At 69.9% G+C, this 24,639-nt stretch carries 12 protein-coding genes; 7 read left to right on the forward strand and 5 right to left on the reverse strand.

Going from position 1 to position 24,639, the window contains the following annotated elements:
* The first annotated feature begins 135 nt into the window (after positions 1-135).
* The 3 genes from ACFYXF_RS48935 (at position 136) to ACFYXF_RS48945 (ending at position 2,645) form a co-directional block, all read left to right on the forward strand.
* Complete coding sequence (locus ACFYXF_RS48935; RefSeq protein ID WP_389360333.1) at positions 136-1,167, forward strand: helix-turn-helix domain-containing protein; 1,032 nt, start codon at positions 136-138, stop codon at positions 1,165-1,167.
* A gap of 81 nt (positions 1,168-1,248) precedes the next feature.
* The gene (locus ACFYXF_RS48940) at positions 1,249-1,632 is read left to right on the forward strand and encodes a peptidase inhibitor family I36 protein (RefSeq protein WP_389360335.1); all 384 of its coding nucleotides are present in this window, start codon (positions 1,249-1,251) and stop codon (positions 1,630-1,632) included.
* 104 nt (positions 1,633-1,736) lie between these two features.
* The gene (locus tag ACFYXF_RS48945; protein ID WP_389360337.1) at positions 1,737-2,645 is read left to right on the forward strand and encodes a hypothetical protein; all 909 of its coding nucleotides are present in this window, start codon (positions 1,737-1,739) and stop codon (positions 2,643-2,645) included.
* A gap of 228 nt (positions 2,646-2,873) precedes the next feature.
* Here ACFYXF_RS48945 and ACFYXF_RS48950 read toward each other — a convergent pair whose 3' ends face one another.
* From ACFYXF_RS48950 to ACFYXF_RS48965, 4 genes are all read right to left on the reverse strand, one after another.
* The gene (locus ACFYXF_RS48950) at positions 2,874-4,688 is read right to left on the reverse strand and encodes a hypothetical protein (protein ID WP_389360339.1); all 1,815 of its coding nucleotides are present in this window, start codon (positions 4,686-4,688) and stop codon (positions 2,874-2,876) included.
* A 279-nt stretch (positions 4,689-4,967) separates the two neighbouring features.
* Complete coding sequence (locus ACFYXF_RS48955) at positions 4,968-5,861, reverse strand: MerR family transcriptional regulator (protein ID WP_389360341.1); 894 nt, start codon at positions 5,859-5,861, stop codon at positions 4,968-4,970.
* Between the two features lie 77 nt (positions 5,862-5,938).
* Positions 5,939-6,442 carry a glutathione peroxidase gene (locus tag ACFYXF_RS48960; protein WP_389360343.1) on the reverse strand — a complete coding sequence of 168 codons (504 nt, stop codon included), beginning with the start codon at positions 6,440-6,442 and terminating at the stop codon, positions 5,939-5,941.
* A gap of 18 nt (positions 6,443-6,460) precedes the next feature.
* On the reverse strand, positions 6,461-7,447 hold the full coding sequence (locus ACFYXF_RS48965) for an ArsR family transcriptional regulator (RefSeq protein WP_389360345.1): 987 nt from the start codon (positions 7,445-7,447) through the stop codon (positions 6,461-6,463).
* A gap of 86 nt (positions 7,448-7,533) precedes the next feature.
* On the opposite strand from ACFYXF_RS48965, the gene ACFYXF_RS48970 reads away from it, so the two are divergent.
* From ACFYXF_RS48970 to ACFYXF_RS48980, 3 genes are all read left to right on the forward strand, one after another.
* A complete protein-coding gene (locus tag ACFYXF_RS48970) occupies positions 7,534-8,832 on the forward strand; it encodes an MFS transporter (RefSeq protein WP_389360347.1) in 1,299 nt (432 codons plus the stop codon).
* 106 nt (positions 8,833-8,938) lie between these two features.
* Complete coding sequence (locus tag ACFYXF_RS48975) at positions 8,939-10,813, forward strand: ABC transporter ATP-binding protein (protein ID WP_389360385.1); 1,875 nt, start codon at positions 8,939-8,941, stop codon at positions 10,811-10,813.
* 169 nt (positions 10,814-10,982) lie between these two features.
* Positions 10,983-12,446, forward strand: coding sequence for a hypothetical protein (locus ACFYXF_RS48980; protein WP_389360349.1), 1,464 nt, complete (start codon positions 10,983-10,985; stop codon positions 12,444-12,446).
* Between the two features lie 64 nt (positions 12,447-12,510).
* Here the strand turns inward: ACFYXF_RS48980 and ACFYXF_RS48985 are convergent, their stop codons facing one another.
* Entirely contained in the window at positions 12,511-16,092 is a 3,582-nt protein-coding gene (locus ACFYXF_RS48985; RefSeq protein ID WP_389360351.1) for an FG-GAP-like repeat-containing protein, read from the reverse strand.
* 469 nt (positions 16,093-16,561) lie between these two features.
* Between ACFYXF_RS48985 and ACFYXF_RS48990 the strand changes: the two genes are divergently transcribed.
* Positions 16,562-24,637 (forward strand): polymorphic toxin-type HINT domain-containing protein, encoded by an 8,076-nt coding sequence (locus ACFYXF_RS48990; protein ID WP_389360353.1) that lies wholly within the window; start codon positions 16,562-16,564, stop codon positions 24,635-24,637.
* Positions 24,638-24,639 lie beyond the last annotated feature (2 nt).

Below are 24,639 nucleotides of genomic sequence, written 5' to 3' on the forward strand. Positions count from 1 at the left end.
GGCCCGGACTGACCATCCGCTACGGGGAGGATCGACCATGCCTGAAAACATGGGCCTGAACGGCTGTTTTGGCTTAAAATCGAACATATTTGCCATATGTGTCGGCTGTAGCCCCGACCAGGGGGACTACACACGGTGACCGCCACAGAGTTGCACACCGCACTGCTGCCCAGAGAGGAACGGCTGGCCGCCTGGCGCCGCCACCTCGCCCGCGCCCTGGCCCCCGTCGACGTACGCACCCCGTACGAGACGGACTTCACGGCGACCCTGCGCCTCGTGGACCTCGGGATCCTGCGGATCGCGACCATGACCTCGCCCCCGCTGGAAGCCTCCCGCCGCGCCCGGCGCCAGGACGGCGGCGCACACCGTACGGCCGGGCACTACGCGCTGGTGCTCAACCGCTCCGGGGACATCGAGGTCGACGACGGACACGGCGGCGTCCACCTCGCCCCGGGCGAACTCACCTTCTGCGACGCCTCCCGGCCGTTCACCGTGCGGATGACCGGCCCGGACCGCGCGCCGCAGGCCGGGGCCGCCGCCCTGACCGCCCTGGTGCCACGGAAACTGATCCCGGTGCGCGCGGAGGGACCCGAGCCCCAGCTGCTGGCCCGGTTCCGGAGCGACGAGGCGATGGTGTCGATGCTCACCCGGCATCTGCACGACGTCGTACGGCACGCCGGTCGCTGGCGCGCGGCCGACCGCTCACGGCTGGCCGTCGTCACGGTGGACCTCATGGCCGCGCTGCTGACCCGGGCACCGGGCGCCGCCGAACCCGCGGTCCAGGAACCGGGGCGGCTGGCTCTGCAGAACCGTATCCACGCCTATGTCCAGGGCCGTCTGGGCGACCCCGGGCTCGGCCCGAGACAGGTGGCCGACGCGCACCGGATCTCCGTACGCCATCTCCACCAGCTCTTCCGGGAGCAGGGGCTGACCATCGCGGCCTGGATCCGCCGGTCCCGGCTGGAGCGCTGCTGCCGCGACCTGGCCGACCCCGGGCAGGCCGAGACCGCCATCCACACCATCGCCGCCCGCTGGGGCTTCCAGGACGCGGCGCACTTCAGCCGCGTCTTCCGCACCACGTACGGCATCCCGCCCAGCGAATACCGCAGAACCCATATGACGCACGCGTATCCAAGAGGCGCACACGCAACGTCAACGACTTCCTGAGCGCCGCGCGGAAGCATCGGAAGTGCACGGAAACCGGCCGACGACCGTCGGCCGGCACACCGCAACGGAGGATTGAAGAGTATGCGCAAGATCGCCATCGCGGTCGCGACCCTCGGCCTCGGCGCCGGCCTGATCGCCGTCTCCCCGGCGGCCACCGCCGCCCCGAGCGCGGACCGCCAGGTCCGGGCCGGCAGCATCACCCTCTTCGAGCACGACGACTTCGGGGGCCGCAAGGCCGCGTTCAGCGCCACGGACTGCAACCTGGCCAACAACAACTGGGCCGGCACCAGCGTCAACATGAACGACGAGACCAGTTCCATGTCCAACGGCCGTGACTCGTCCGTGTGGCTGTGGCAGGGCGCGGGCAAGACCGGCGAGCACTACCGGGCCGCCGCGAACAGCGCGGACGCGGACCTGAGCAACAACGACGTCGGTGACAACTCCGTGAGCTGCGTCGAGTTCTGACCGGCTGATCCACTGACTCACTGATCCACCGCGCCATCGACGGGGCGCCGCGCCGGTCGCGGCGCCCCTCTCGCGCGTACCGGCTACCCGTAAGGAGTTTCCCCATGTCCGGACGGCGGCTGAAGGGCATCGTCGTGCTGGGTCTCGTCGCGGCCGTGGCGGGGTGTGGTGACGGCGGTGGCGACGGGGGGCCGGACCCGTCGGCCGGGTCCTCCGTCCGGGCCGCGCCCGCCGGGCCCGCGGCGAGTGCGGAGGCCAGGGAACTGCTCCTGCCCTTCGACACGTACAAGATCTCCAAGGCGGACGACTATCTGATCGCGGCCGCCGAGGACGTGCTCATGCGGGACTGCATGAAGGACGCGGGCGTCGGCTGGACGCCCCGCGAGCCGGTGCCGGCCGCCGGGACGGACCCGCCGAACCGGCGCCGGTACGGCGTCATCGAGGCGGCCGTGGCCCGGCGGTACGGCTTCCACGCACCGCCGGACCCCGCCGCCGAGGTCCGCTTCACCACGGAACGGGACCGGCGCGCGAACTCCCTCGACGAGGAAGGGCAGTTCGCCGCGTATGGCGCGGACGGCACCGGAGGCTGCTGGAAGCGGGCACACGAGCGGCTGCTCGACGGGGTGCCCGAGTCCGACTACGGCATCCTCAACCGGTATGCCAAGCAGGCGTTCGAGGACGGGCGGCGCGACGGCGCGGTACGCGAGGTCTTCCGGGCGTGGAGCGCGTGCGTGAAGAAGGACGGCTTCCGCTACCCCGATCCACTCACCGCGGCGAACGACCCCGCCTGGGGCGGATCGACGACCCCGTCCGCCCGGGAGCTCCGGGCCGCCGAGTCCGATGTGCGCTGCAAGGAGAAGACGGGCCTGGTGACCGTCTGGTCGGCCGCCGAGACGAGGATCCAGCGGAACCTGACCGAGGAGCACACGGCGGCCTTCCGGGCGCTGCGGGCGACCAGGGAGGGGTATGTGGCGGCGGCTCGGCGTGTATTGGGGGACGCGGACGGGCGGTAAGGACGCGGGCCGGGTGGTAGGGAGCGGCCTGTTGGTAGGACGTGGACCGGGCGGTGGGGCGCGGCCTGTCGGTAGGGCGTGGACCGGGCGGTGGGACGTGGACCGGGCGGTAGGGCGCGGACCGGTGTCGGGCCTCGGGCCCGCTGTTCGGCTGCGGAGGACGCCGCCCTCTTACTCCCGCCTAGCTCCTCCCCCCACTCCCTCCTCCCTCACTCCCGCCCCGCTCCCTCAGTTGTTCTCCCCCTCCAGCTCCTCCTTCTGCCTCTCCTTCTCCTCCTTCTCCTTCTCGTGTGCCTTCTCCACCGCTTCGCACTCCATCGTCGTGTCCTGGGAAGGACCGCCGTACGCGGAGCTGATCCGGATGTCGCCGGGGCGCTCGACGGTCAGCCTGGTGAACTCGCCCTCGTCCGTCAGGCAGCCGTTCTCCGCCCACAGCCAGGGCGAGTACGCGATCCGTACGGTCACCTCGCCCGCCTTGGGCATCCGGACGACCAGGTTGGCGCCGTCGGCGCTGACCACGGAGGCGGGCTTGTCGACCAGCGGGGTCGCGTTCTTGACCCGGTAGATCTTCCAGTTGGCGTCCTCCCAGACCGGCTGGAGATAGCTCGGCCCGCTGGACACCAGCGCGTGCTCCAGCTTCGCCGGGCCGTCCGGTTCGCCGTTGACGAGGACGACGAAGCCCACCGCCCACTGGGAGAGCCAGGCCTTGTAGGAGGCGGCGGAGAAGCCGCCCTCGGGCTCCTCGGTGCCGCCGTGGCCCTCGTAGAAGAGCCGGCCCCGCTCGACGTCCGCCTGCCGGTTCCAGCCACGGGCCATGTTGATGTACGGCGCGAGGATGGCGGCCTCGCGGTGGTCGCGGGCCGGGACGACCTCGACGCGCGTCTCCTCGGCGCCCAGCCGCTTCAGCTCGTTCACGACACCGTCCGTCTTCACGGCCCACTCGGGCACCGTGGTGTTGGTGACGATGTCGGCGATCGTCTTGCCGGACAGCCAGCTCACGGCGACGGCCATGGCGAGCCCGAGCGCCACCATGCGCCGCCGGGCAGTGAACCAGGGAAGGGGGAGCGGCACCCGGTCCGTGAACCGGGGGAGGAGCGACAGCCGGGGGCCGACGGCCGGGACGGCACCCGCGTCCGCCTCCTCGTCCGCCCGCTGCTCCGTCCGGTACATCATGATCGCGAGCAGTGTCGCCGGGGCCGCCAGCTCCGAGAGCCGCTCGACGTTCGTACCGATCGGGGTCGGGATCAGATAGCAGAGGACCACACCGAGCGCGTACACCGCGGCGCCGAGCCGCAGGGTGCGCCACGCGCGCGGGGCCGTCAGGACGACGATCACGCACATCACGACCGGCGGCCATATACGGGCGAACGGCATCGGCTGCTCGCCCTCGAACGGGAAGAGCAGCGTCGTCACGCCCACGACGACCACCGGGGGCACCAGCAGGGCCGCGGCCCGGCCCCAGTCGCGGGACAGGAAGTAGGCGGCGCCGACGACGAGGACGAACAGACCGGCGACCGGGCTGCCCGTCGTGGCCAGCGTCGCGCACAGCGCGGCGACGCCGAGATGCCGGACGCCGCGCCCGCTGACCACCGCGAGCACGGCCGCCATACCGAAGGCGGTGCCCAGCACGAAGGTCGAGCGCCCCGAGATCACCTGGCACCACAGCGAGAAGCCGACCGCCATCGCCGGCCACATGGGCTTGCGCACGCCCGTGCGCGCGACGAGTTCCGCGCCGAGGACCGTGGCGGTGACCCCGGACAGCATGGTGGTCGCGACGACCCCTATGGCGGCCATCAGGTACGGGGACATCAGGCTGTAGTTGGCCGCGTGCAGACCGCCGTACCAGAACAGGTTGTATGCGGAGCCCGGATACATCTTCGCGAACTCCGCCCACGCCACCTGGGCGGCCAGATCGCCGCCGCCGGTCGCGAAGACCGCCCACCACACGAAGTACAGCGGCACCGCACAGACGGTCACCGTCAGGGCCACCCGGTGGCGCTCGTGCCACACCCCACGTGCCTGCGTGGGCTTGTCGGCGCGCATGGCAGGTCTGCGTGGGGTCAGCTCGGCAAAGGCCACTGCAATTCCGTTTCGGTTCGGCTCGGGCGCGCGCACGTGACTGGCGGGTGTCTGTCCTGTGGAGGTCTCTCCGAGGTAGACGCTAACCGTCCCCCAGGAGTTGGCTGACACGGCCCCATGTGACCAGGTGGTGACCGGGGCATGACGGAATAGAGCCCCATCAGCTTGAGACGGTTCCCGGGCGGGCGCGACCGGATAATTCCGGCCGCGCCCTTCAGGACATCTCCGACACTGTCCCCAGGGTCAGATGGGGAACGCGATGTCGCACACCGCGTCGTCCGGCCCCGCCGCCTCCCAGTCCGCGAAGTACACCTCGCGGCAGAGCCCCGTCGCCTCGATGCCCTCCCTCGACATCCACCGCTCCACCGCCTCGAACGCGGCGATGATCTGCGGGTGGGCGACCTGCGCCTTGCTGATCCGCGTGTACGCGAGCCGCCGGGCCGGTTCCACCCGTACCGCCGTCCCCCGGGCCCGCCCGTGCGTCTCGGCCCAGGCCCGCGCGGCGGCCTCGTCGGCGACCGGGACGCACGCCTCGGCCGGGCCGTCGCTCTCCATGGACACCTCGGAGTGGTAGACGACGAACGGCGCCGCCGTCACGCCTCCGCACTCCCGGGCGCCCGCCTCCAGCCGCCCGAGCGACGCCCCGATCCACGCGGGCAGCTCATCCGCGAGAGTGTGCCGCGTCTCCGTCAGCACCACCCGCTCGGGTACGTCCACCGTCTCGACCGCGAATTTTCCGTACAGCTCGTCCATCTCGTGGCTCCTCCCGGACAGTCGTCCACGGAGGTAGTCGGCGAGCGTGCGCCGGCTCGCGTGCCGCGCCTCGGCGTCCGCCCAGTAGGCGGCGAGCCGCCCGGAAGCGGCTGGTCCGTCCCGCTCGACCAGCTCCACCAGTTCGCCGATCAGGGCGAGCGGCATGTCCAGCTGCCGCAGCAGGGCCACCAGGCGGGCGCGTTCGGTCTGCGCCGCGCGGTAGTAGCGGTACCCGCTCACCTCGTCGACGTGCGCGGGGGCGAGCAGTCCCAGCCGGTCGTACAGCCGCAGGGCCTTGGCCGAGAGCCGGGCCCGCGCGGCGAACGCGCCGATGGTGAGCAGCTCGTCGTCCCCGTCCACGTCCACTCCGACATCCTCCGTCACCGGGCACGGTCGGCCCGGTGACACAGGACGCTCGTCCTTGCCCCAGGGGCAAGGTCAACCCAGGTGGACGGAGGAGGTCAGCCGAGGGCCTTCTCCAGGGCGCCCACCAGCTCCGCCGTCTCCGGCTCGGTCTGCGGGGAGAAGCGGGCGACGACCTGGCCGTCGCGGCCGATGAGGAACTTCTCGAAGTTCCAGCGGATGTCCCCGGTGTGGCCCTCGCCGTCGGCGAAGCCCACCAGGCGGTCGTAGAGGGTGTGTCGGGCGTCCCCGTTGACCTCGATCTTCTCGGTCATCGGGAAGGTCACGCCGTACGTCGCCGAGCAGAACTCGGCGATCTCCTCGGAGCTGCCGGGCTCCTGGCCCATGAACTGGTTGCAGGGCACCCCGAGCACGGTGAAGCCCTTCTCGGCGTACCGCTCCTGGAGCTTCTCCAGGCCCGCGTACTGCGGGGTCAGCCCGCACTTGGAGGCGACGTTGACGATGAGGACGGCCTGGCCCGCGTACTGGGCGAGGTCCGCGGAACCGCCCGTGAGGGCACCGATCTCGACATCGAGGGGGGAAGAACTGGCATCTGTGGTCATAAGCGGATGCTAGCTCCGCTAGTTGTCGGTCGAGGCTCCCGCCCCCGAAGCCGTGACCAAGACCTCACCGGCCGCCGTACGCGAGTACAGCACCGACCGCCCCGCCCGCCGCCGCTCCACCAGCCCCGCGTCCAACAGCACCCGCAGATGCCGCCCGACCGAGCCGAGCGCCTGCCCGGTCACGGCGGTCAGCTGGGTGGTGCTGTGGGGCGAGTCGAGGAGGACGAGCACGGTGCTTCGGGCCGGCCCGAGGAGTGCCCCGAGGGCAGCGGGCGGCGCCGTACGCCCGCCGTGCTCGGCCAGCGCCCCCGCGCAGGGGTAGATCACGGCGTACCGCTCCGGCTCCTCCCACGCCACCCACCCCGACTTCGGTGTCACGGGTACGAAGACCAGCTCGGCGCCGGCGATCTCGCGGGGCGGGTTCGCGTACAGGTTGATCTGGAGCCGGTCGCCACCGAGCCAGCGTGTGCCGGGCCGCAGCGCGTCCAGGACGGCGGCCCAGCCGACCTGACCGACGCGAGCGGTCCGCGCGACGACGTCGGCTTCGAGGATCCGGCGTCGGCGGTCCCAGTACGGGCGTACGGCGTCCTCCCACACGTACTCCATCAGGTCGGCGGCGAGTTCGGGCAGGTCGTCCCGGTCGGCGAGGGCGGCGGGGAGCGGGCCCAGGAGGGAGCGGGTGAGGTTGGCGTGGGCTTCCGTGGCGGTGGCGGTACGGATCCGCGCGACGCCCTCGGCGACGGTCTCCCGGTCCTTGGGGGTGGGGATGAGGAAGTCGGCGATCCAGTCCCGGCCGAGACCTGCGCGGAAGAGGAGGGCGGTCACGGGGTTGTCGGCGAGGTGGCGGCGGTACGCGGGCAGGTGGGCGTCCAGCCAGGCGCGCTCGCCGGGGTGGGCGGCCGTGGCGTAGTGCAGCAGTCTGAGGCTCGCGAAGGTCTCGGCGAGCGGGGAGATGACGAACCGGCTCCCGGCGAGGGTGTCGGCGTTGACCTTCCACCAGCCCAAGGCCCCCGCCCTTCCCCGTTGTCCCGCGGTTTCGCGCGTACGCGAAACAATAACGACCGCCCTGCGCGTCCTCGCAGACTCCGCGCATGCGCAGTTACTCCGTTCTCTTCCGCACGCCCGAATTCACCACGCTTTTCCTGTCCGCATCGTTGCGGCTGGCCGCGTCGACGGTCGGCGGCCTGGCCCGCGGAACTCTCACGTACCGCGCCACAGGCTCCCCGCTCCTCACCGCCCTGAGCATGTTCGGTCCCCAACTGGCCCAGGTGCTGGGCGCGACCACGCTCCTCTCGGCCGCCGACCGCCTGCCGCCGCGCGCGACGCTGACGGGCATCGCGCTGGGCTTCGCGATCGGTACGGCGGCGATGGCGATACCAGGGCTCCCGATCTGGGCGCTCTTCGGGATCGTCTTCCTCCTCGGCCTGATCGCGTCGCTGGGCGGCGGGGTCGGCTGGGGCCTGCTGAACGAGATCCTCGCCAAGAAGGGCGAAGGGAGCTATCTGCTGGGGCGTTCGGTCTTCAACATGGCGAACGGACTGATGCAGATCGCCGGTTACGCGACCGGCGGCATCCTGGTCGCGGCCTTCTCCCCACAGGTCACGCTCCTGCTCGCTGCGGCCCTCCACCTGGTCGCCGCCCTGGTCGCCGCCGTCGGCCTGACCCACCGGCCACCCCGTGCCTCCGGCCGCCCGTCCATCGCCCAAACCTGGCGCACGAACGCCCAGTTGTGGTCGGTACGCCCGCGCCGCCTCACCTACCTCGGCCTCTGGATCCCCAACGGCCTGGTCGTCGGCGTCGAGTCCCTGTACGTCTCCTACGACCCCGGCTCCGCCGGCACCCTCTTCGCCTGCGCGGCCCTCGGCATGCTGATCGGGGACGTGACGATCGGCCGGTTCGTGCCACCCCGGGTGCGGCGCCAACTGGCCGTGCCGCTCCTCCTGTTGCTGGCCGTGCCGAACCTGCTCTTCGCCTTCGGACCCGGGGCGTGGGTGGCCGCGCTGACGGTGTGCGTGGCCTCGGTCGGGTACGGCGCCAGCCTCGTCCAGCAGGAACGCCTGATGTCCCTCACCCCGCCCGAACTCTCCGGCCACGCCCTCGGGTTGCACTCCGCCGGGATGCTCACGATGCAGGGCGTGAGCGCGGCCCTGGCGGGCACGATCGCCCAACTCACGTCCCCTGGCGCGGCGATGACGGTGATGGCTGCGGGGTCGGTGTGCGTGACGGTGGGGCTGGTGGTGGCGGGGCGGCGAGCGGAGCGCGGCAGGCCCGGGAACGAGTGCGCCACGCCCGTGGCGCGGGAAGAACAGGGCGTGACCTATGCGCCTGGGCCGCGTGGGCGCGACTCGACCGGCTCGCCAAGGGGGACCCACCCGGATGACGACGCGTGACGAACGTACGAAGAAGGCGGAGCAGGCGACCGAGGGGGAGTCCGGCACTGACGACGGTGTCTCCGAGTCCGAACGGCTGTTGTTCGGAGGGCCGTTGCGGTACGACATGGGGTTCAACCAGCATCAGGGGTCGTTCCTGGAGCTGGGGCTGCGGACCATGGTCGCGCGGATGCCCCGGCTGATCGGCGCCACCATCCGGCTCGCCCACCGCGCCGACCCGCGCGCCCTGCGTACCGTCGCCGTCGCGGAGTTGGGCGGGGGAGTGGCGCAGGCCGTCGGGCTGGTGGCCGTCAACCGGGTGCTCGCCCAGCTGCTCGGCGGCGGGGCCACTACCGACCGGCTGCGGGACGCCGTACCGGCGCTGGTCGTCGTCGCGGTCACCTCGCTCGTCGGGGCGCTGCTGCGGTCCGCGTCCACCGCCGGTACCGGGCGCCTTGAGCCCAAGGTGTTCCGGGTGGCGACCGAGGAGTATCTGGAGCGGGTGGCCCGGGTGGAGCTGGCCGCCGTCGAGGACGAGGAGTTTCATAAACTGCTCGACTCCGCCCAGTGGGGCGCCGAGTCCGCGCGGCGCATGATCCGGTTCTGTACGTCCGTCATGACCGCGACCATCGCGCTGATCGCCGCCGCCGGTGTGCTCACCGTGCTGCATCCGGCCCTGCTGCCCCTCCTCGCGCTGATGACGCTGCCCAGCGCCTGGAGCGCGCTCACCATCGCCCGTCGGCGCTACGTCTCCTTCCACACCTGGGTTCAACACGCCCGCGCGGGGCAGCTGTTGGCGCGGCTGCTGATCGACACCGAGGCCGCGCCCGAGGTGCGGGTGCACAACATCGGGCCGTTCCTGCTGCGGCACTTCCGGACCATGGCCGAGACGGGGGAGCGGGAACAGACCCGGCTGGCCTCGCTGGCCGCCCGTACCGGGCTGATCGCCTCCGGGTGGACGGGGATCACGACCGCCGGTGCGTACGGCGTGCTCGGGCTGCTGCTGTGGACCGGGGCCATGGATCTGGCCGTCGCCGGTACGGCCGTCATCGCCATCCGGACCGGGTCCGCCAACCTGGAGGCGCTCGTCGTCCAGCTCAACTACCTCTACGAGGAAAGCCTGTTCGTGGCCGACCTGGAGCGGTTGTGCCAGGAGGCGGACCGGCGGCTCATCCCCGAGACGGGTGTCAAACTGCCCGCCCGCGTCGACGCCATCCGGTTCGAGAACGTCTCCTTCACCTACCCGGGCACGGCCACCGAACCCGCCCTCGACGCCGTGAACGTCACCATCCCCACCGGCCGGATCGTCGCGCTGGTCGGCAACAACGGCAGTGGGAAGTCGACCCTGGCCAAGCTGCTGTGCGGGCTGTACGCGCCCGACGCCGGCCGTATCCTCTGGGACGGGCTCGACTCCACCGAGCTGGACCGCACCGACCTCTTCGACCGGATCGCGGTCGTCGCCCAGGACTTCTACCGGTGGCCCTTCACGGCCCGCGTCAACATCGCGATCGGCCGCCCCGACGCCCCGCACGGGGACGAACTCCTGCGCGCCGCCGCCGAGTACGCGGGCGCCGACGAGACCATCGCCGCCCTGCCCCGGGGCTGGGACACCCTCCTCGCCCGGGGATACAAGGGCGGCCACCAGATCTCCGGCGGCCAGTGGCAGCGCCTCGGTATCGCCCGCGCCCGGCACCGCGACGCCCGCATCCTCGTCGTCGACGAACCGACCAGCGCCCTGGACGCGGAGACCGAGCAGCGCGTCTTCGACCAGATCCGCAGCCTCGCCGCGGCCGGCCAGACGATCATCCTGATCACCCACCGGCTGCACAGCGTCCGGCACGCGGACGAGATCTACGTCCTGGAACGGGGCCGGGTCGCCGAACACGGCACGTTCGACGACCTGATGAGGACCGAGGGCGAGGGGCCGGGGCTGTTCCGGCGGATGTATCTGGTGCAGTCGGAGCAGTACCGCCTCGACGGAGAACAGCGAGCCGGGGAGTGATCCACATCACTGGCGTGTGATGTGAAGAAAGTGAAGGAAGCGTGCCTCGCGGGGTGCGCGGTGCTGGCATGCTCATGCGTGGCTACTGAGGGGTAACCATTCGTGTTCCACCCCAACCCCCGTGCCCCGTCCCCCAGTTCGATCAACTCGATCCCGAGGACCCCCACGCGTGCACAAGCTCACCAGACATGCCCTGTTGGCGTCCGTCGCCGTCGCCGCCCTGCTCACCACCGGCTGCTCCGCAAGCTCGTCGACGGAGACCGACAACGCGGGCGCGGCTGCGGCCGAGACCCCCGCCGCCTCCTCCACACCGGATCAACTCGCCGTCGTACAGGCCCCGTTGGGCAAGTCGGCGCCGACCGCCCTGGCCACCCAGGACGCCACGGAGACCGGCGACGCGGCGCGGAAGTCGTCGCTCAAGGTCGCCTCGTACGACAAGAAGAGCGGGCGGGCGGTCATCGCCGCCAAGTCGGTGACTGCCCCGGCCGACGGCACCGCCACCCCGTCCTCGTCTCCCACGTCGGAGACGACCGCCCCCGTCGCCGTCGGTGACGTCATCGCCAGTGCGCCCGCTCCCGGTGCGCCCGACGGTCTGCTGGCCGAGGTGACGAAGGTCGTCGGCGAGGACGCGAGCGGCGGGACGGAGGTCATCACCAAGGCCGCCGAACTCAGCTCCGTACTCGGTGAGTCCAAGGCCGAGGGCGAGGTTCCGGTCGACCCGGCCGCCATCGAGGTCGAGCCGCTCGTCGAGGGCGTGAAGGTCTCCTGGGCGAAGACCGGCGACCTCACCTTCGGCCCCGAGGGCGCCAAGCTCCCGCTGGGGAGCCTGCGTATCGACGTGGGTGCCGCGATCGCCACGGCCGAGGGCGCTCCCGCCTCGGCGGCGGCCTCCGTGCAGGGCTTCGTGCAGCTCGCGCCCGAGGTCGCCTTCTCGTACGACGGTTCCGGCAGCGGGACCGGGGCCGCGCCCGGCGGTGCCTTCCTCGGGCTGACCGGTGACTGGGCCTCGCAGTGGTCGCTGAAGGGCCGCGCGGCCGGGACCACCACGACCGACGGCAAGCCGCTGCGCATCCCCTTCGCGGAGCTGCACGCCGACCCCGTCATCCAGGCGGGCCCGGTCCCGATCGTCGTCAACCTCGATCTGGTCTGCTACTTCCAGGTCGCCGCCGACGGCACGGTGACCGTCGACGTCGAGCAGGACCTCAAGGGCGACTTCCGCGTCGGCGGCAGCTTCTCCTGGAGCAAGGGCTGGACGCCGGTCAGCGAGTCCGCGATGACCGGCACGCCGCTGGACGTGAGCGTCACGGCGACCGGTGACGTCAAGGCGTCGCTGGGCGCGGAGGCGTCGATCGGTCTCTACGGCACCGTCGGTGTCAGCGCCGACCTCGCCCCGTATCTCCGGGTGGAGGCGGACGCGGCGGCCGAGGGGTCGAGCGACGGGACGGGATCGGCGAGCGGCTCTTGGGCGCTGTACGGGGGCGTGGATCTCTCCGGCGCCCTCCAGATCCAGCTGACCATCTTCGGTACGCCGATCTTCCAGCACCGGATTCCGCTGGGGGAGCTGCACCAGGAGTGGCCGTTGGCGAAGGGCGAGGCGACGACCGCGACCGGGTCGCCGACACCGGCCGCCTGACATACGACGAGGGGCCCTGTCCATCCGGCCGGATGGACAGGGCCCCTCGTCGTACTGCCGGCTGCTAGCCCAGTTGCCTCACCGTCGTCCACCCGTCCGCGTCCAGCGTGTCCGGGGACGCGTCGTTGGCGGTGGCGGTGCCCGCGAACAGGAGCAGAGCGCCGGCGGTGTTGGTCGCCAGCATGTCCGGGATGCCGTCGTCGGTGAGGTCCGGACTGCCGTACACCAGCGGGTAGTTGGCGACCGTGAACGAGGTGGCGCCGTAGGTGTCGTCGCCGTCCAGGCTGCCGCCCGAGGTGCCCAGGCTGCTGAGGACCGTGCTCACCCCGTCGCTGCCGAGGATGCCCTTGCGCAGGATGATGTTGCCCGCCGCGGTCCGGTACGTCATGTCCATCGCCTTGTCGCCGTTGTAGTCGGCGATGGCCACGAAGTCCCGGCCCTCCCAGGAGGTGGTGGTGTGCTGGGTGGCGGTGGTGAAGGCGCCGCCCGTGTAGCCGGACAGGATCCACAGCTCGGCGCCGTTGACGCCGCCCGCGACGAACAGCTCGGGCTGGCCGTCGCCCGTGAGGTCGCCGGCCGCCTTCATCTCGGACCAGGTGGACGGGGCCGGCATGTTGGCGGGCAGCCGTACCTCGACGCGCTCCCTGACGTTGATGGCGCCGTAGCCGTCACCCGGGTAGATGAAGAGCCGGTTGTCGGGGGTGCGGATCACCCAGTCGGTGACACCGTCGCCGGGCGCGAAGTCGCCGTTGTGGGTCACCAGCGAGTACGCGGGGGCCGCGCTGTCGCCGTTCCAGATGTGCGGGGCGGTGCCCGCGTCCCGCAGCAGCGTGCCGTTGTCGTGGGTGCCCCAGGAGCTGACGTTCCACTTGCCGGCCTGGTCCGTCGTGTTGATCCAGAGGTTCCCGGCGGCGGTGACGTGCCCGTAGTCGGGGGAGCCGTCGCCGTTGAGGTCGCCGGCCGCGTCGGCGGTCGGGCGCGGGGTGACGTAGAAGGTGTGCTTGTACGGGTTCGGCGAGATGTTGCCCGCCGAGTCGACGGCCTTGACGTAGAGGGTGTTGGGGCCGGCCGCGGGGGGCTGGAACCCGGTGTAGTTCTCCGTCGAGGTGATGGCGGTGGTGCAGGTCGCCGCGCCCGTGCCCTGCTTGGTGCCCGCGCAGGCGTAGTAGTTGTAGGTGGTGTTGTTGACGGAGAAGACGAACTTCACGATGTCGGAGTCGGCGCCCTTGGTGAAGGTGAAGTCACCGGCGGTACCGAACTTGACCGTGGACCAGACCTCGCCGTTGCTGTCGTTCTCGGTGTCGGCCGGGAACTGCGCCGAGGTGACCTTGGTGGGCGAGTCGGGCAGATCGCTGTCGTAGGCGAAGCGGCAAAGCCCGGCGCCGCTCGTGGGCGACCAGGCGCTGCTGACCTTCGCGTCCCAGGACCGCACCCGCCACACGTACTTGTAGCCGTTGGCCAGCGTGAACTTGGTGGAGTCGAGCTTGACCGAGGCGGTCTCGCCGTCGTCCACGGCGTCGGAGAAGTACTTGTGGGTGGCGTCGTACGACCCTTCGCGCCAGACCTCGAACTCCAGCTTGGCGAGGTCGCTGTCGGGGTCGGTGGCCTTGGCGCTGATCGTCGGGACGGTCTTGCCGAGGCTGATGTAGGGCGACGCGCTGGTGTCGCAGTAGCCGGGGCTCATGGTGACCGAGGTCGGCAGGCCGGGCTTGCGGTTGTAGGTGATGGCCACCGACGGCGAGCCCTCGCCCTCGGCCTTGAACTTCTTCCAGGAGTACGTGTCCGTCTCCAGGCTCGACGCCGAACCGGTCGGCGCGGAGGACGAAGTAGAGGCCACCAGACCGATGTTGAAGGAGGTCCAGCCGGCGTCCGCGGCCTCCTGGGCCAGCGAGGTGACGGTGAAGTTGACGTTCGTGTCGGGGCAGGAGCTGTTGGACTTCCAGCCGTACGCGAACGACTTCGAGGTGATTTTCCGGCTCCAACTGGGCTGCTTGTTCCAGGTGGTGGAGCTGGAGAAGGCGCCGGTGCGCCACACCTGCATCGTGCGCTTGCTGCACGACCAGGAGTGGGTCTCCAGGACCTTCAGGGTGGCGCTGGAGACGTCCGCGCCCTTGATGGCCTTCTGGAGCTTGAGCTTGAAGAACGACCGGGCGGTGCCCCAGGTGTCCCGCTCGAAGCCGACACGGGCTTCCTTGGTGTCCTGGTTGTAGTTGGCGCCGTCGTAGAAGCTGGAGCTGGGGAACTTCTTGTACGCGGTGGTCCAGTTGGACCGGGTCGCGGTGGTGGAGGGGTCCAGGAACAGCGGGTACACCGGGGCCTTGGCACCGGTCCCGTCGAGGTATCCGCTCGGCGGGTCGATGGTCAGGACGCGGCTGACCTGGTTCAGGGAGGCCCCCGCGGTGGTGGCGTGCGCGCCCTCGCCGGGCCCGTTCACGGCGGGCAGCGCGAGGGTCTCGTTCGCGGCGGCGGCCGGGAGCGCGTAGGCGGCGGGGTCGATGTCCGCGCCGGCGAGCTGGGAGTCGGAGTCGTCCGACGAACTCCCGGCGTTCTCCTCGGGGTTGGCCTCGGCGGACTCGTCCACCTCCGAGGTCCAGGCCTCTACGTCCTCGGTGTCCTCGTTGCTTCCGGTGGCGGCGTCCGGGTCGGCGGCCGGGGTGTCCGAGTCGTGCGTGCCCGCCGAGTCCCACAGGAACGGGGTGGGCGAGACGGCCACCTCGTTGCCGTCCTTGTCCTTGCCGTGCACGACGTCGGTGGACGGGTCGAGCGAGAAGGCGAGGGTGGGCGAGGTGAAGCGGTAGCGCGGCGGGTCGGCGGCCAGTGCGGCGGCGGCTTCCGGGGTGTGGATGACCAGGACGTGGGTGTACCCGGTGTCCCGCGCGGTCAGCATCAGGTCCACGTCGGGCAGCACGTTCTCGTACAGTGCCCTGTTGTCCTCGACGACCGGCTCGGGAAGCCCGCCGGGCCACTCGACCTGGATCTCGTGGCCCTCGGCGGACATCGTCAGGAGCGGGGTCCAGGTGTTCTCGGCGTCGTCGGCGACGGTGTCGGCGGAATGCGTGCCGTTCACCTGGAATTCACCTGAGGAGTTCGGGCCGTTTCCGTGGGTGGAGGTGGTGAAGGCGGCGTGATTGACCGTGGTTTTACCGGAAAAGCCCGCGTTATTTACCTTTGAGTTTCCTGTGGGAGGCGCGAAGTCCGAGTCCCCCGACGTGAAAGTCACGGGATACGGGCTGTTGACGGTGGACCAGCCGGCCTTTCCCTCCCGGAGCGAGACATCGACCGGCGCCCACTTCCCCTTGGCGTTCTTCGCCCGCACCGGCGCGACAGAGGCCGTATACGTGAACGAGCCGTCGGGATTGGCGAAGGTCTGGGAGAACTCGTCGGTCAGCGCGGCCACTTCGACCTTTTTGCCGGTCTTACGGGCCTTCTTCTGAGCCGTGTCCTCGGCGCCGGCCTCGCTCTTCGCCGCCTTGGCCTTCGCGCCTGCCGCGGGTGACTTCTCCGGGGCCGGCCCGTCGTCGCTCAGGGCCAGGACGGTGGCACCGCCGGCGAGCAGCGCGAGGGCGACCGCGGCGGCGACGCCGCGTCGAACTCCCCGTCTGTCAGGGGTTTCTGATGAAATGTCATGACTGTCGTGGTCGCTCAAGGGACCCTTCTCCCGTTGTCCTTGGGCCTCGCTTGAACGCACGACCCCCCGTTTTGGACGTGTGGAGTATGTGCAAGCCACCCCGGCGAGATCAACACCCCTGTGAAGCCGAGAAGTAGGAGGGGCGTAAGTGACTGTGGGGTATGGAGATTCTTTGCTGTTCTTTGTCTGATTTTGGCGCGTGACATAGCTAACACAAACTTATCTGGCCTTGACGCAGATCTTCACGACGCGTCAATTTCATCCCGTCATTGATCACCGTGTGCCATCACTCCGAACGTTTTCCGGATGGCCTGCGGCACACGGTGATACGGGGAAACGGGGAAAGGTCGTTCCGGCCATGCGTGGGGGTTTGTCGTGGTGCGGCAAAGGTTGGCTGACGGAGAGATCGCCACGTGATCGGCTGTTCCGCCGAAGAGCGCGACTAGGAGTCGTCGCCGCCGTTTTCCTCGCCCTCAACGTCGCCTCGTTGCAGGGCGCCGTGGCGTTCGGCCCCGACAACGACGCCCGTACGACGGTCGAGCTGGACGACTTGCAGGAGACGGACACCGTCCCGCTCGACGAGACCAAGACCGACAAGCTGGAGCAGCTCGAAGCGCCCGCGCTGGAGAAGCTGACGGACTACGCCCCGGCGGCCGTGGTCGAGGTCCCCGAGGCCGTCGACGTGACCGCCCCGGTCGCCGACGTGACCGCGGGCGGCACGCCCAAGCCGGTCGCCGCCTCCACCGACGGCACGCTGACCGTCGGTGTCACCGCACCCGACGGCGCGACACAGGCCCAGGCCGACTCCCTCGAAGGTGCCTGGAACGTCACGGTCGAGCCCGAGGCCGACGCGGTGGCCGCCGGTACGCAGGGTGTGCTGCTCCAGGTCGACGCCCCCGACACCGCCACCGGCAACGCGGTCATCCAGATCGACGCGACCCGCTTCGCCGAGACGTACAGCGCGCAGTGGCTGGACCGCCTGTCCTTCGCCCTGATGCCGGCCTGCTACGCGACCACGCCGGAGGAAGAGGCGTGCTCGACGGGCATCCCGGTGACCACCGAGGTCGAGCGCACCACCGACGAGGTGACCGTCTCGGTAGACGCGGGCGGCGACGACTCCGGCTCGGAGGCGGACCCAGGCGAGGACACCGCGACCGACGAAACCTCCGACTCCACGGCGACCACCAAGGACATCCAGGAGACCCTGCTCAACCTGACCGTCGACACCGCCGCCCTGGCCTCGGTGTCCACGGCCACGTCGACGAGCGCCTCCACGGCCGCGAGCACCGACGACGGATCGGTCGACTCGGCGGTATGGCGCGGTGAGAGCGCGACCGGCGTGCAGCAGGTGGCCGACTCCGCAGGCGGTCTGCTGGTCGGCACCTCCTACGGCGCCGGCTCGGGCGGCGACTTCGCCGCGACCCCGCTGTCCTCGGCGGGCACGTGGTCGCAGGGCGGCTCGTCCGGCGCGTTCACGTACGCGTACACGATGGCGGGCCCGCAGGTCCCGTCCGGCCCGTCCCCGAACGTGACGCTGAGCTACAACTCCCAGTCCTCGGACGGCCGTACGTCCGGCACCAACAACCAGGTCTCGTGGATCGGCGAAGGCTGGGACTACAACCCCGGCGCGATCACCCGCACCTTCGTGGGCTGCGCGGCGGACACGGCCGACGCGAACAACGACAAGCACTTCACGGGCGACCAGTGCTGGGGCTCGAACAACGCGGTCCTGACGCTGAACGGCACGACGACCGAGCTGGTGCGCGCCGACGCCGACGGAACGTGGAAGACCTCCCGCGGCGACAACACCCGCGTGGAACTGCTGACTTCGGCCGACTACACCCGTATCACCGGCATCGCCAGCTCCAACAACGGTGACAACAACGGGGAGTTCTGGCGGGTCACCACCAGCGACGGCACCCAGTACTACTTCGGCATGAACCGCCTGCCGGGCTGGACCTCCGGCAAGGAGGAGACCAAGTCGGTCCTGAACGTGCCGGTCGCCGGCAACCACAGCAGCGACCCGTGCCACGCCACCAAGTTCGAGGACTCCTTCTGCGACCAGGGCTGGCGCTTCCAGCTCGACTACGTCGTCGACCTCAACGGCAACGCGATGTCGCTGTGGTGGCACAAGGAGACCAACGCCTACGCCAAGAACAACAAGGAGGCGAAGGCGGTCGAGTACGACCGGGCCGGCTACCTCTCCCGCATCGACTACGGCCAGCGCGCGAACACCCTGTTCACCACTGAACCGCTCGGCCGGATGAAGTTCACGGCCCAGGAGCGCTGCTTCGAGAAGGACGGCGACAACACCTGGGACTGCTCGACCACGAGCTTCGACTCGAAGCAGTCGTACCTGACCCGCCCGTGGTTCGACACCCCGGCAGACCTGGCGTGCAAAACAGGTTCGAAGTGCTCGACGTACGCCCCCACGTTCTGGTCGCGCAAGCGCCTGGCGACGGTGACGGCGTGCGCCCAGCGCGAGCAGGGCGTGAAGCTGACGGAGTACAACTCCACGGACGACACGGGCGCCCGCAACGCCTGCGGCATCGACGACTCGACGTACGGCACGACCGCCCTCTCGAAGGTGGACTCCTGGAGCCTGGCCCAGTCGTTCCCGTGGGGCCTGACGGGCGAATACACGGCACTCTGGCTGGAGTCGATCACCCGCACCGGCTACGCGGTGGACGGTTCGACGGACCGCCTGAACCCGGTGATCTTCGGCCGCAACAAGCTGGTGTTGCCCAACCGCGTCAAGAAGGCAACGGGCGACACGGACCCCCTGTTCGGCCGCCTGCGCATCCAGGACGTGGTCTCGGAGTACGGAGGCCGGACGCACGTCACGTACAAGGCACCGGAGGGCGCCTGCGCGACAGGCGACAACTTCCCGGCGGTCGACAAGAACACCCTGCGCTGCTACCCGGCCTACTGGCACGCGGACGGCGAACTGACCGACAAGCGGATCTCGTGGTTCCACAAGTACGTGGTCGAGTCGATCACGGAGTACCCGCAGTTGGCTGACGCCACAGACGTCACGACGACATACGAGTACGACACCGACACGTCCAACAAGACGGTAGGCGCCCTCTGGGCCAAGAACCAGGCGGAGTTCTCCCGCCCGAAGACCCGCACCTGGGACGACTGGCGCGGCTACCCGGTGATCACGACGATCTCGGGCGTCCCGTCGGCACCGGACGGCAGCGTGGCGTCGAAGTCGGTGACGCGCTACTTCCGGGGCATGAGCGACGACGTCCTGGACGACAGCACGCCGAAGGACTCGAGCGACGACGTCAAGCGCTCGTTCGCGGTCCAGGACGTCACGGGCGCGGACATCGCGACCGACCGCAAGGCGTATGCGGGGATGGTCGCGGAGTCGTTGACTTATCCGGACTCGGGTGCGTCGACGGCGTCGGGGTGGCTGTCGCGGACGGTCAACTATCCGGATGCGCCGGTGCGGTTGGCTACGCGGGATCGCACGGACGGGCCGGACGTGGTCTCGGAGCGGGTGACTCTGGGTGCCGTCAAGACGGTGACCAAGTCGTCGGGTACGCGGCCGGGGGATTCGGCGACGCTGCGGACGGAACGGACGGAGACGGACTACGACTCGACGTACGGTCTGCCTACCGAGGTTCGAGAGTTCGGCGACGTGGCGAAGCCCAACGACGAGTCGTGCACGCGTACGTCGTACGTGCACAACAACTCCGGGGCCACGGACAGCGTCTATCTGGTCGGCCTGGTCAGCCAGACGCTCACCACGACCGGTACCTCGACCTGTTCGACCGACCTGTCGGCGGCGACGGCTTCGACGCTGCTCTCGGGTTCGCAGGTCTTCTACGACAGCGCCACAACCCTCACCGCCACCCCCTCCAAGGGGCAGATCACCAAGACGGTGACGCCGACGACGGCGGGTACGGTCTGGGATTCGGCCACCCCCGAGTCGCGCACGGAATACGACGAGTTCGGCCGAGTCGCGAAGGTCACCGACGCGACCGGGCTGGCGAACACCACGACCTACACGCCGTCCTCCGGCCAGGTCTACAAGATCACGACGGTTCAGGGAACCAAGGTCGTGGACAGCGTGGAGACGGGCCTCACCACGGTCACCACCGTGGAGCCCGGCCGTGGCGCCACCCTGACCTCGACCGACCCCAACGGCCGCGCCACGTCGTACACGTACGACCCGCTGGGCCGCACGACGGCAGCCTGGGACCCGACCCAGCCCGCTACGGACGACCCGACCGCGCGGTACACGTACAACACGGTCGAGGGCAAGCCCGTGTCCGTGGTCACCGAGTCGCTGAAGGACAACCCCAGCAGCGCGTCCGGCGACGGCGTGTACTCCACCTCCACCGCGATCTACGACGGCCTGGGCCGCGAACGGCAGTCCCAGACCCCGGCGGTGGGTGGCGGCAAGCTGATCACCGACACCTTCCACAACGCGGCCGGCCAGGTCAGTTTCACCCGCAACGCCTACTACATGGCGGGCGACCCCGGCACCGACCTGATCGTTCCCGTTTCCGAGTCGCAGGTTCCCAACGCGACCACCTACACGTACGACGGCCTGGGCCGCGTCCTCACGGTCACCCCCGTCCAGCACTCCTTCGCGCAGACCGGTGAACCGGCCGCGGACGGCAACACCACAGTGCCGACGACGGACCGCCGTACCCGCTACCAGTACGGCCTCGACTACACGATCGTCCGCCAGCCGAAGGGCACGCCCGGCTCCCGGGTGTGGACGGACGCGCTGGGCCGCACGGTGCAGCAGGACACGTACAGCGACACGGCGCTGACCGAGGCCGGGGCGATCTCCACCACGTACGAGTACGACCTGCGCGGCGACATGACCACGTCCACCGACGAGGTGGGCCACACCCGCACCTGGAAGTACGACGCGCTGGGCCGCGTCACCGACACGACCGACCCCGACACCGGCGCCACCCACACCACGTACGACGCCTACGGCCGGGTCGACACGGCGACGGACGCCCTCGGGCAGAAGGTCTCCTACAGCTACGAGCGCTACAACCGGGTGTCGGAGATCAAGTTCACCGCGGTGGGAGCCACTTCCGGCACGGCGGTCCAGTCCTATGTCTACGACTCCGCCCCCGGCGGCAAGGGCCAGCTCGCCTCGGCGACTCGCTACACCGACGGCAAGGCGTACACGTCCTCGGTCGCCGGCTACACGGCCGACTACCAGCCGACGTCGATGACAATGAAGATGCCGGACGGTACGACATCGGGCACGACGGCGGACGGCTTCAAGACCGAGTACACGTACAACTACACGTACAACGACGACGGTCAGCTGGAGAAGTACACCACCCCCGAGGTGGGCGGCCTGAGCGCCGAGTCCGTCATCACCCGCTACAACGAGGCCGGACTCCCCACCACGCTCTCCGGCCAGGACTGGTACGTCGCCGAGACGTCCTACTCGCCCTACGGCCAGGTCATGCGCTCCACGGTGGGCGAGGTCGGCCACCGGGTCTGGCAGGACAACTCCTTCGACGAGTCCACCGGCGAACTGCTCACCAGCAAGCTCGTCCGGGAGACCGCGACCGACACGGCCACCATCACCGGCAACACGGTGAGCAAGCGCGCCTACGCCTACGACCCCTCGGGCAACATCCTGTCCGTCTCGGACAAGATCGGCACGGGGACCACCGACCAGCAGTGCTTCACGTACGACGCACTCGGCCAGCTGACGACCGCGTGGACCACACCGGGCGGAGCGTCCTGCACCGCATCCGGCAAGTCGACGGCCGAGCCGGTGTACTCGGACGGCAAGGTCAACGTCTCGTCCAACAACGACGGTTACTGGCAGTCGTACACCTACGACGTGCTGGGCAACCGTGAGACGAAGACGGTCCACAAGGCCGACCCGACGGTCACCTCCGGGGTGGTCGACACCAAGAACGACGTCGTCACGGACTACAACTTCGGCACCAACAGCGATGACACGAAGAAGAACGACCAGCCGCACACCCTGACCACGTACGACACCACGTACAGGACGGCGGCCGGTGCCGAGGTCAAGGCCCGCTCCACGCAGACCTACGACGCGGCGGGCAACCTCAAGGAACGCGTCACGAGCGGCGACACGGCCCAGGCCCTGAAGTGGACCTGGGACGGGCAGATCGAGTCGGTGACGGGCTTCGGCCCCGACGGCTCCGGAGCCTGGGTGGGCGCGTCCGACATGTGTTTGGACCTGTCGGGCGGCCACCCCACGGCCGGCAACGTCCTTCAGATCTATGTGTGCAACGCGTCCAAGGCACAGAGCTTCCGTCTCAAGGCCGCCGACACCAACAACGACGGCACGGTCGAAGACCCCACGATCGGACAGTTCATCGCGGCGGGTGCCTGCGCACAGCCGAACGGCACGGCCGCGGGCGCGGCCGTCCTGGTCCAGGTGTGTGACAACGCCTCGACGGCGCAGCGCTGGCAGACCCTCAGCACCGGTCTGATCAAGCACGTCGCGACCGGCCTGTGCATGTCCGCCTCGGCGCTCACCAACAGCACCGACCTGACCCTGGCGACGTGTTCGGCGTCGGCGACGGGCCAGGTGTTCAAGCCGGCGTCACAGACGACGTACGTGTACGACGCCCTGGGCAACCGTCTGCTGGAGCGTTCGAGCGCCGGTGCGGTGCTGCACCTGCCTGACACGAGCGTCTCCCTGACGGCCACGGGCAAGCTCCGCTCCGCCGAGCGCTCCTACTCGCTCGGTGGCGCCCCGACGGTGACGCGCTACCGCGAGACCAGTTCCACGACCGGAGCCTCCGAGCAGGTGTTCGCCCAGGCGGTCGACCACAACGGCACCCCGCTCGCCGAGGTGCGGTTGGACGGCGGCCAGTCGGTCCGCATCACCAAGAAGGATCCGTGGGGCGTCGACCGCACCGCCGAGACGCCGGCCCGCTCGGACACGACGTTCGCCACCGGCGACGACGACAAGGCAGCGGGCCTGGTGCACCTGGGGGCGCGGGAGTACGACCCGTGGACCGGGCGTTTCATCACCGCGGACCCCGTGCTCGATTCGAGCGACCCGCTCCAGGCGAACGGCTACTCCTACGCGAACAACAACCCGGTCACGCACGCGGACCCGAGCGGTCTGACGTCGACGGCATCGAGCTTCGACGCGTCGATCGCGGCGCTGGACGCGAAGATCGCCGAATATCAGCGGACGTTGTCCCGTTCGATCGGCGACGTGATCCTGTCGGTCGGCTGGGCGGTGTTCAAGGAGTTCATCGGCTGGAACGACGTGGTCGGCTGCTTCTCGCAGGGCGACCTGTGGGCCTGCGGCAGCCTCCTGATGGACGCGATTCCGTGGACCAGCATCTTCTCCAAGGGCAAGAAGATGTGGCGGGCCTTCGAGGGCACGCTGAGCGCTGTGAAGGCGTGGCGCGCGGCGAAGGTGGCGGCGGAAGCCGGCATGAAGGTGGCCAAGGCCGCGAAGGCCGCGCTGATCAAGGCGAAGAAGGCGGCGGAGGCTGCCGCTGCGGAGGCCAAACGCAAGGCCAGGGAGGCGGCCAAGGCTGCGGCTGAGGCCGCGAAGAAGAAGGCCCATACCGGTTCCAAGGGCGCTCGGGGCAATACTCCGCAGGTCCAGGCCCGCAAGACCGCCCAGCAGAAGGGGTCGTCCGGCGGCGGGCGGGCCGAGTCCAAGTCGGGCGGGAAACGGGGCGATTCGGGCCGGGACGATTCCGGCAAGGACGATTCGGGTGGTGACTCCGACGGCGGGTCGGACTCCGGCTCCGGCGGCAGCTGCAAGGACGGCGACCCGACCAACAGCTTCACACCTGACACAGCGGTCCTGATGGCCGACGGTTCCACCAAGGCGATCAAGGACATCAAGGTCGGCGACCAGGTCATGGCCACCGACCCCGAAACGGGCGAGACCGAGGCCGAGGAGGTCACCGCCGAGATCAAGGGCGAGGGCATCAAGCACCTCGTCAAGGTCACCATCGACACCGATGGCGAAAAGGGCTCGAAGACCGCCGAGGTCACCGCGACCGACCATCACCCCTTCTGGGTGCCGGAACTGCGGGAATGGATCTACGCGACCGACCTGCAGGCCGGCGAGCAGCTCCGGACGACCACCGGTTCCCTGGTCCGCATCACCGCCGTCGAGCGGTGGACCACGCTGCAGGCCACTGTCCACAACCTCACTGTCAGCAACCTGCACACGTACTACGTGGTTGCCGGGTCCGAACCGGTTCTGGTCCACAACTGTCCTTCGGCCGGTGGTGGCAGCTCCAACGCCAAGCCGGAAGCGACCATCCGGATGCGGCACTACACGAACGCGGCCGGCAAGCGGGGCATCCTGGAGAGCAAGGTCATCAGGGCGAGCGACCAGAACAAGGTCTTCCTGCTTCCCGCGAAGGGCAAGCCGTACAGCCCGCGTGACGCGGTGGACAAACTGGGTATCCGCCAGGGCCGAGGCAACGTGGTCCTCGAGTTCGATGTCCCGGTCAGCAGGGTTCGTTCGCGGCACAATGCCAGGATGAACATCACTGAATGGGTCGCCGACGGTGATCTCGCAGTGGACAACATCAGGGTGGTGAGGGGGTGACC

Source organism: Streptomyces sp. NPDC002680 (assembly GCF_042889145.1).
Taxonomy (GTDB): Bacteria; Actinomycetota; Actinomycetes; order Streptomycetales; family Streptomycetaceae; genus Streptomyces; species Streptomyces adonidis.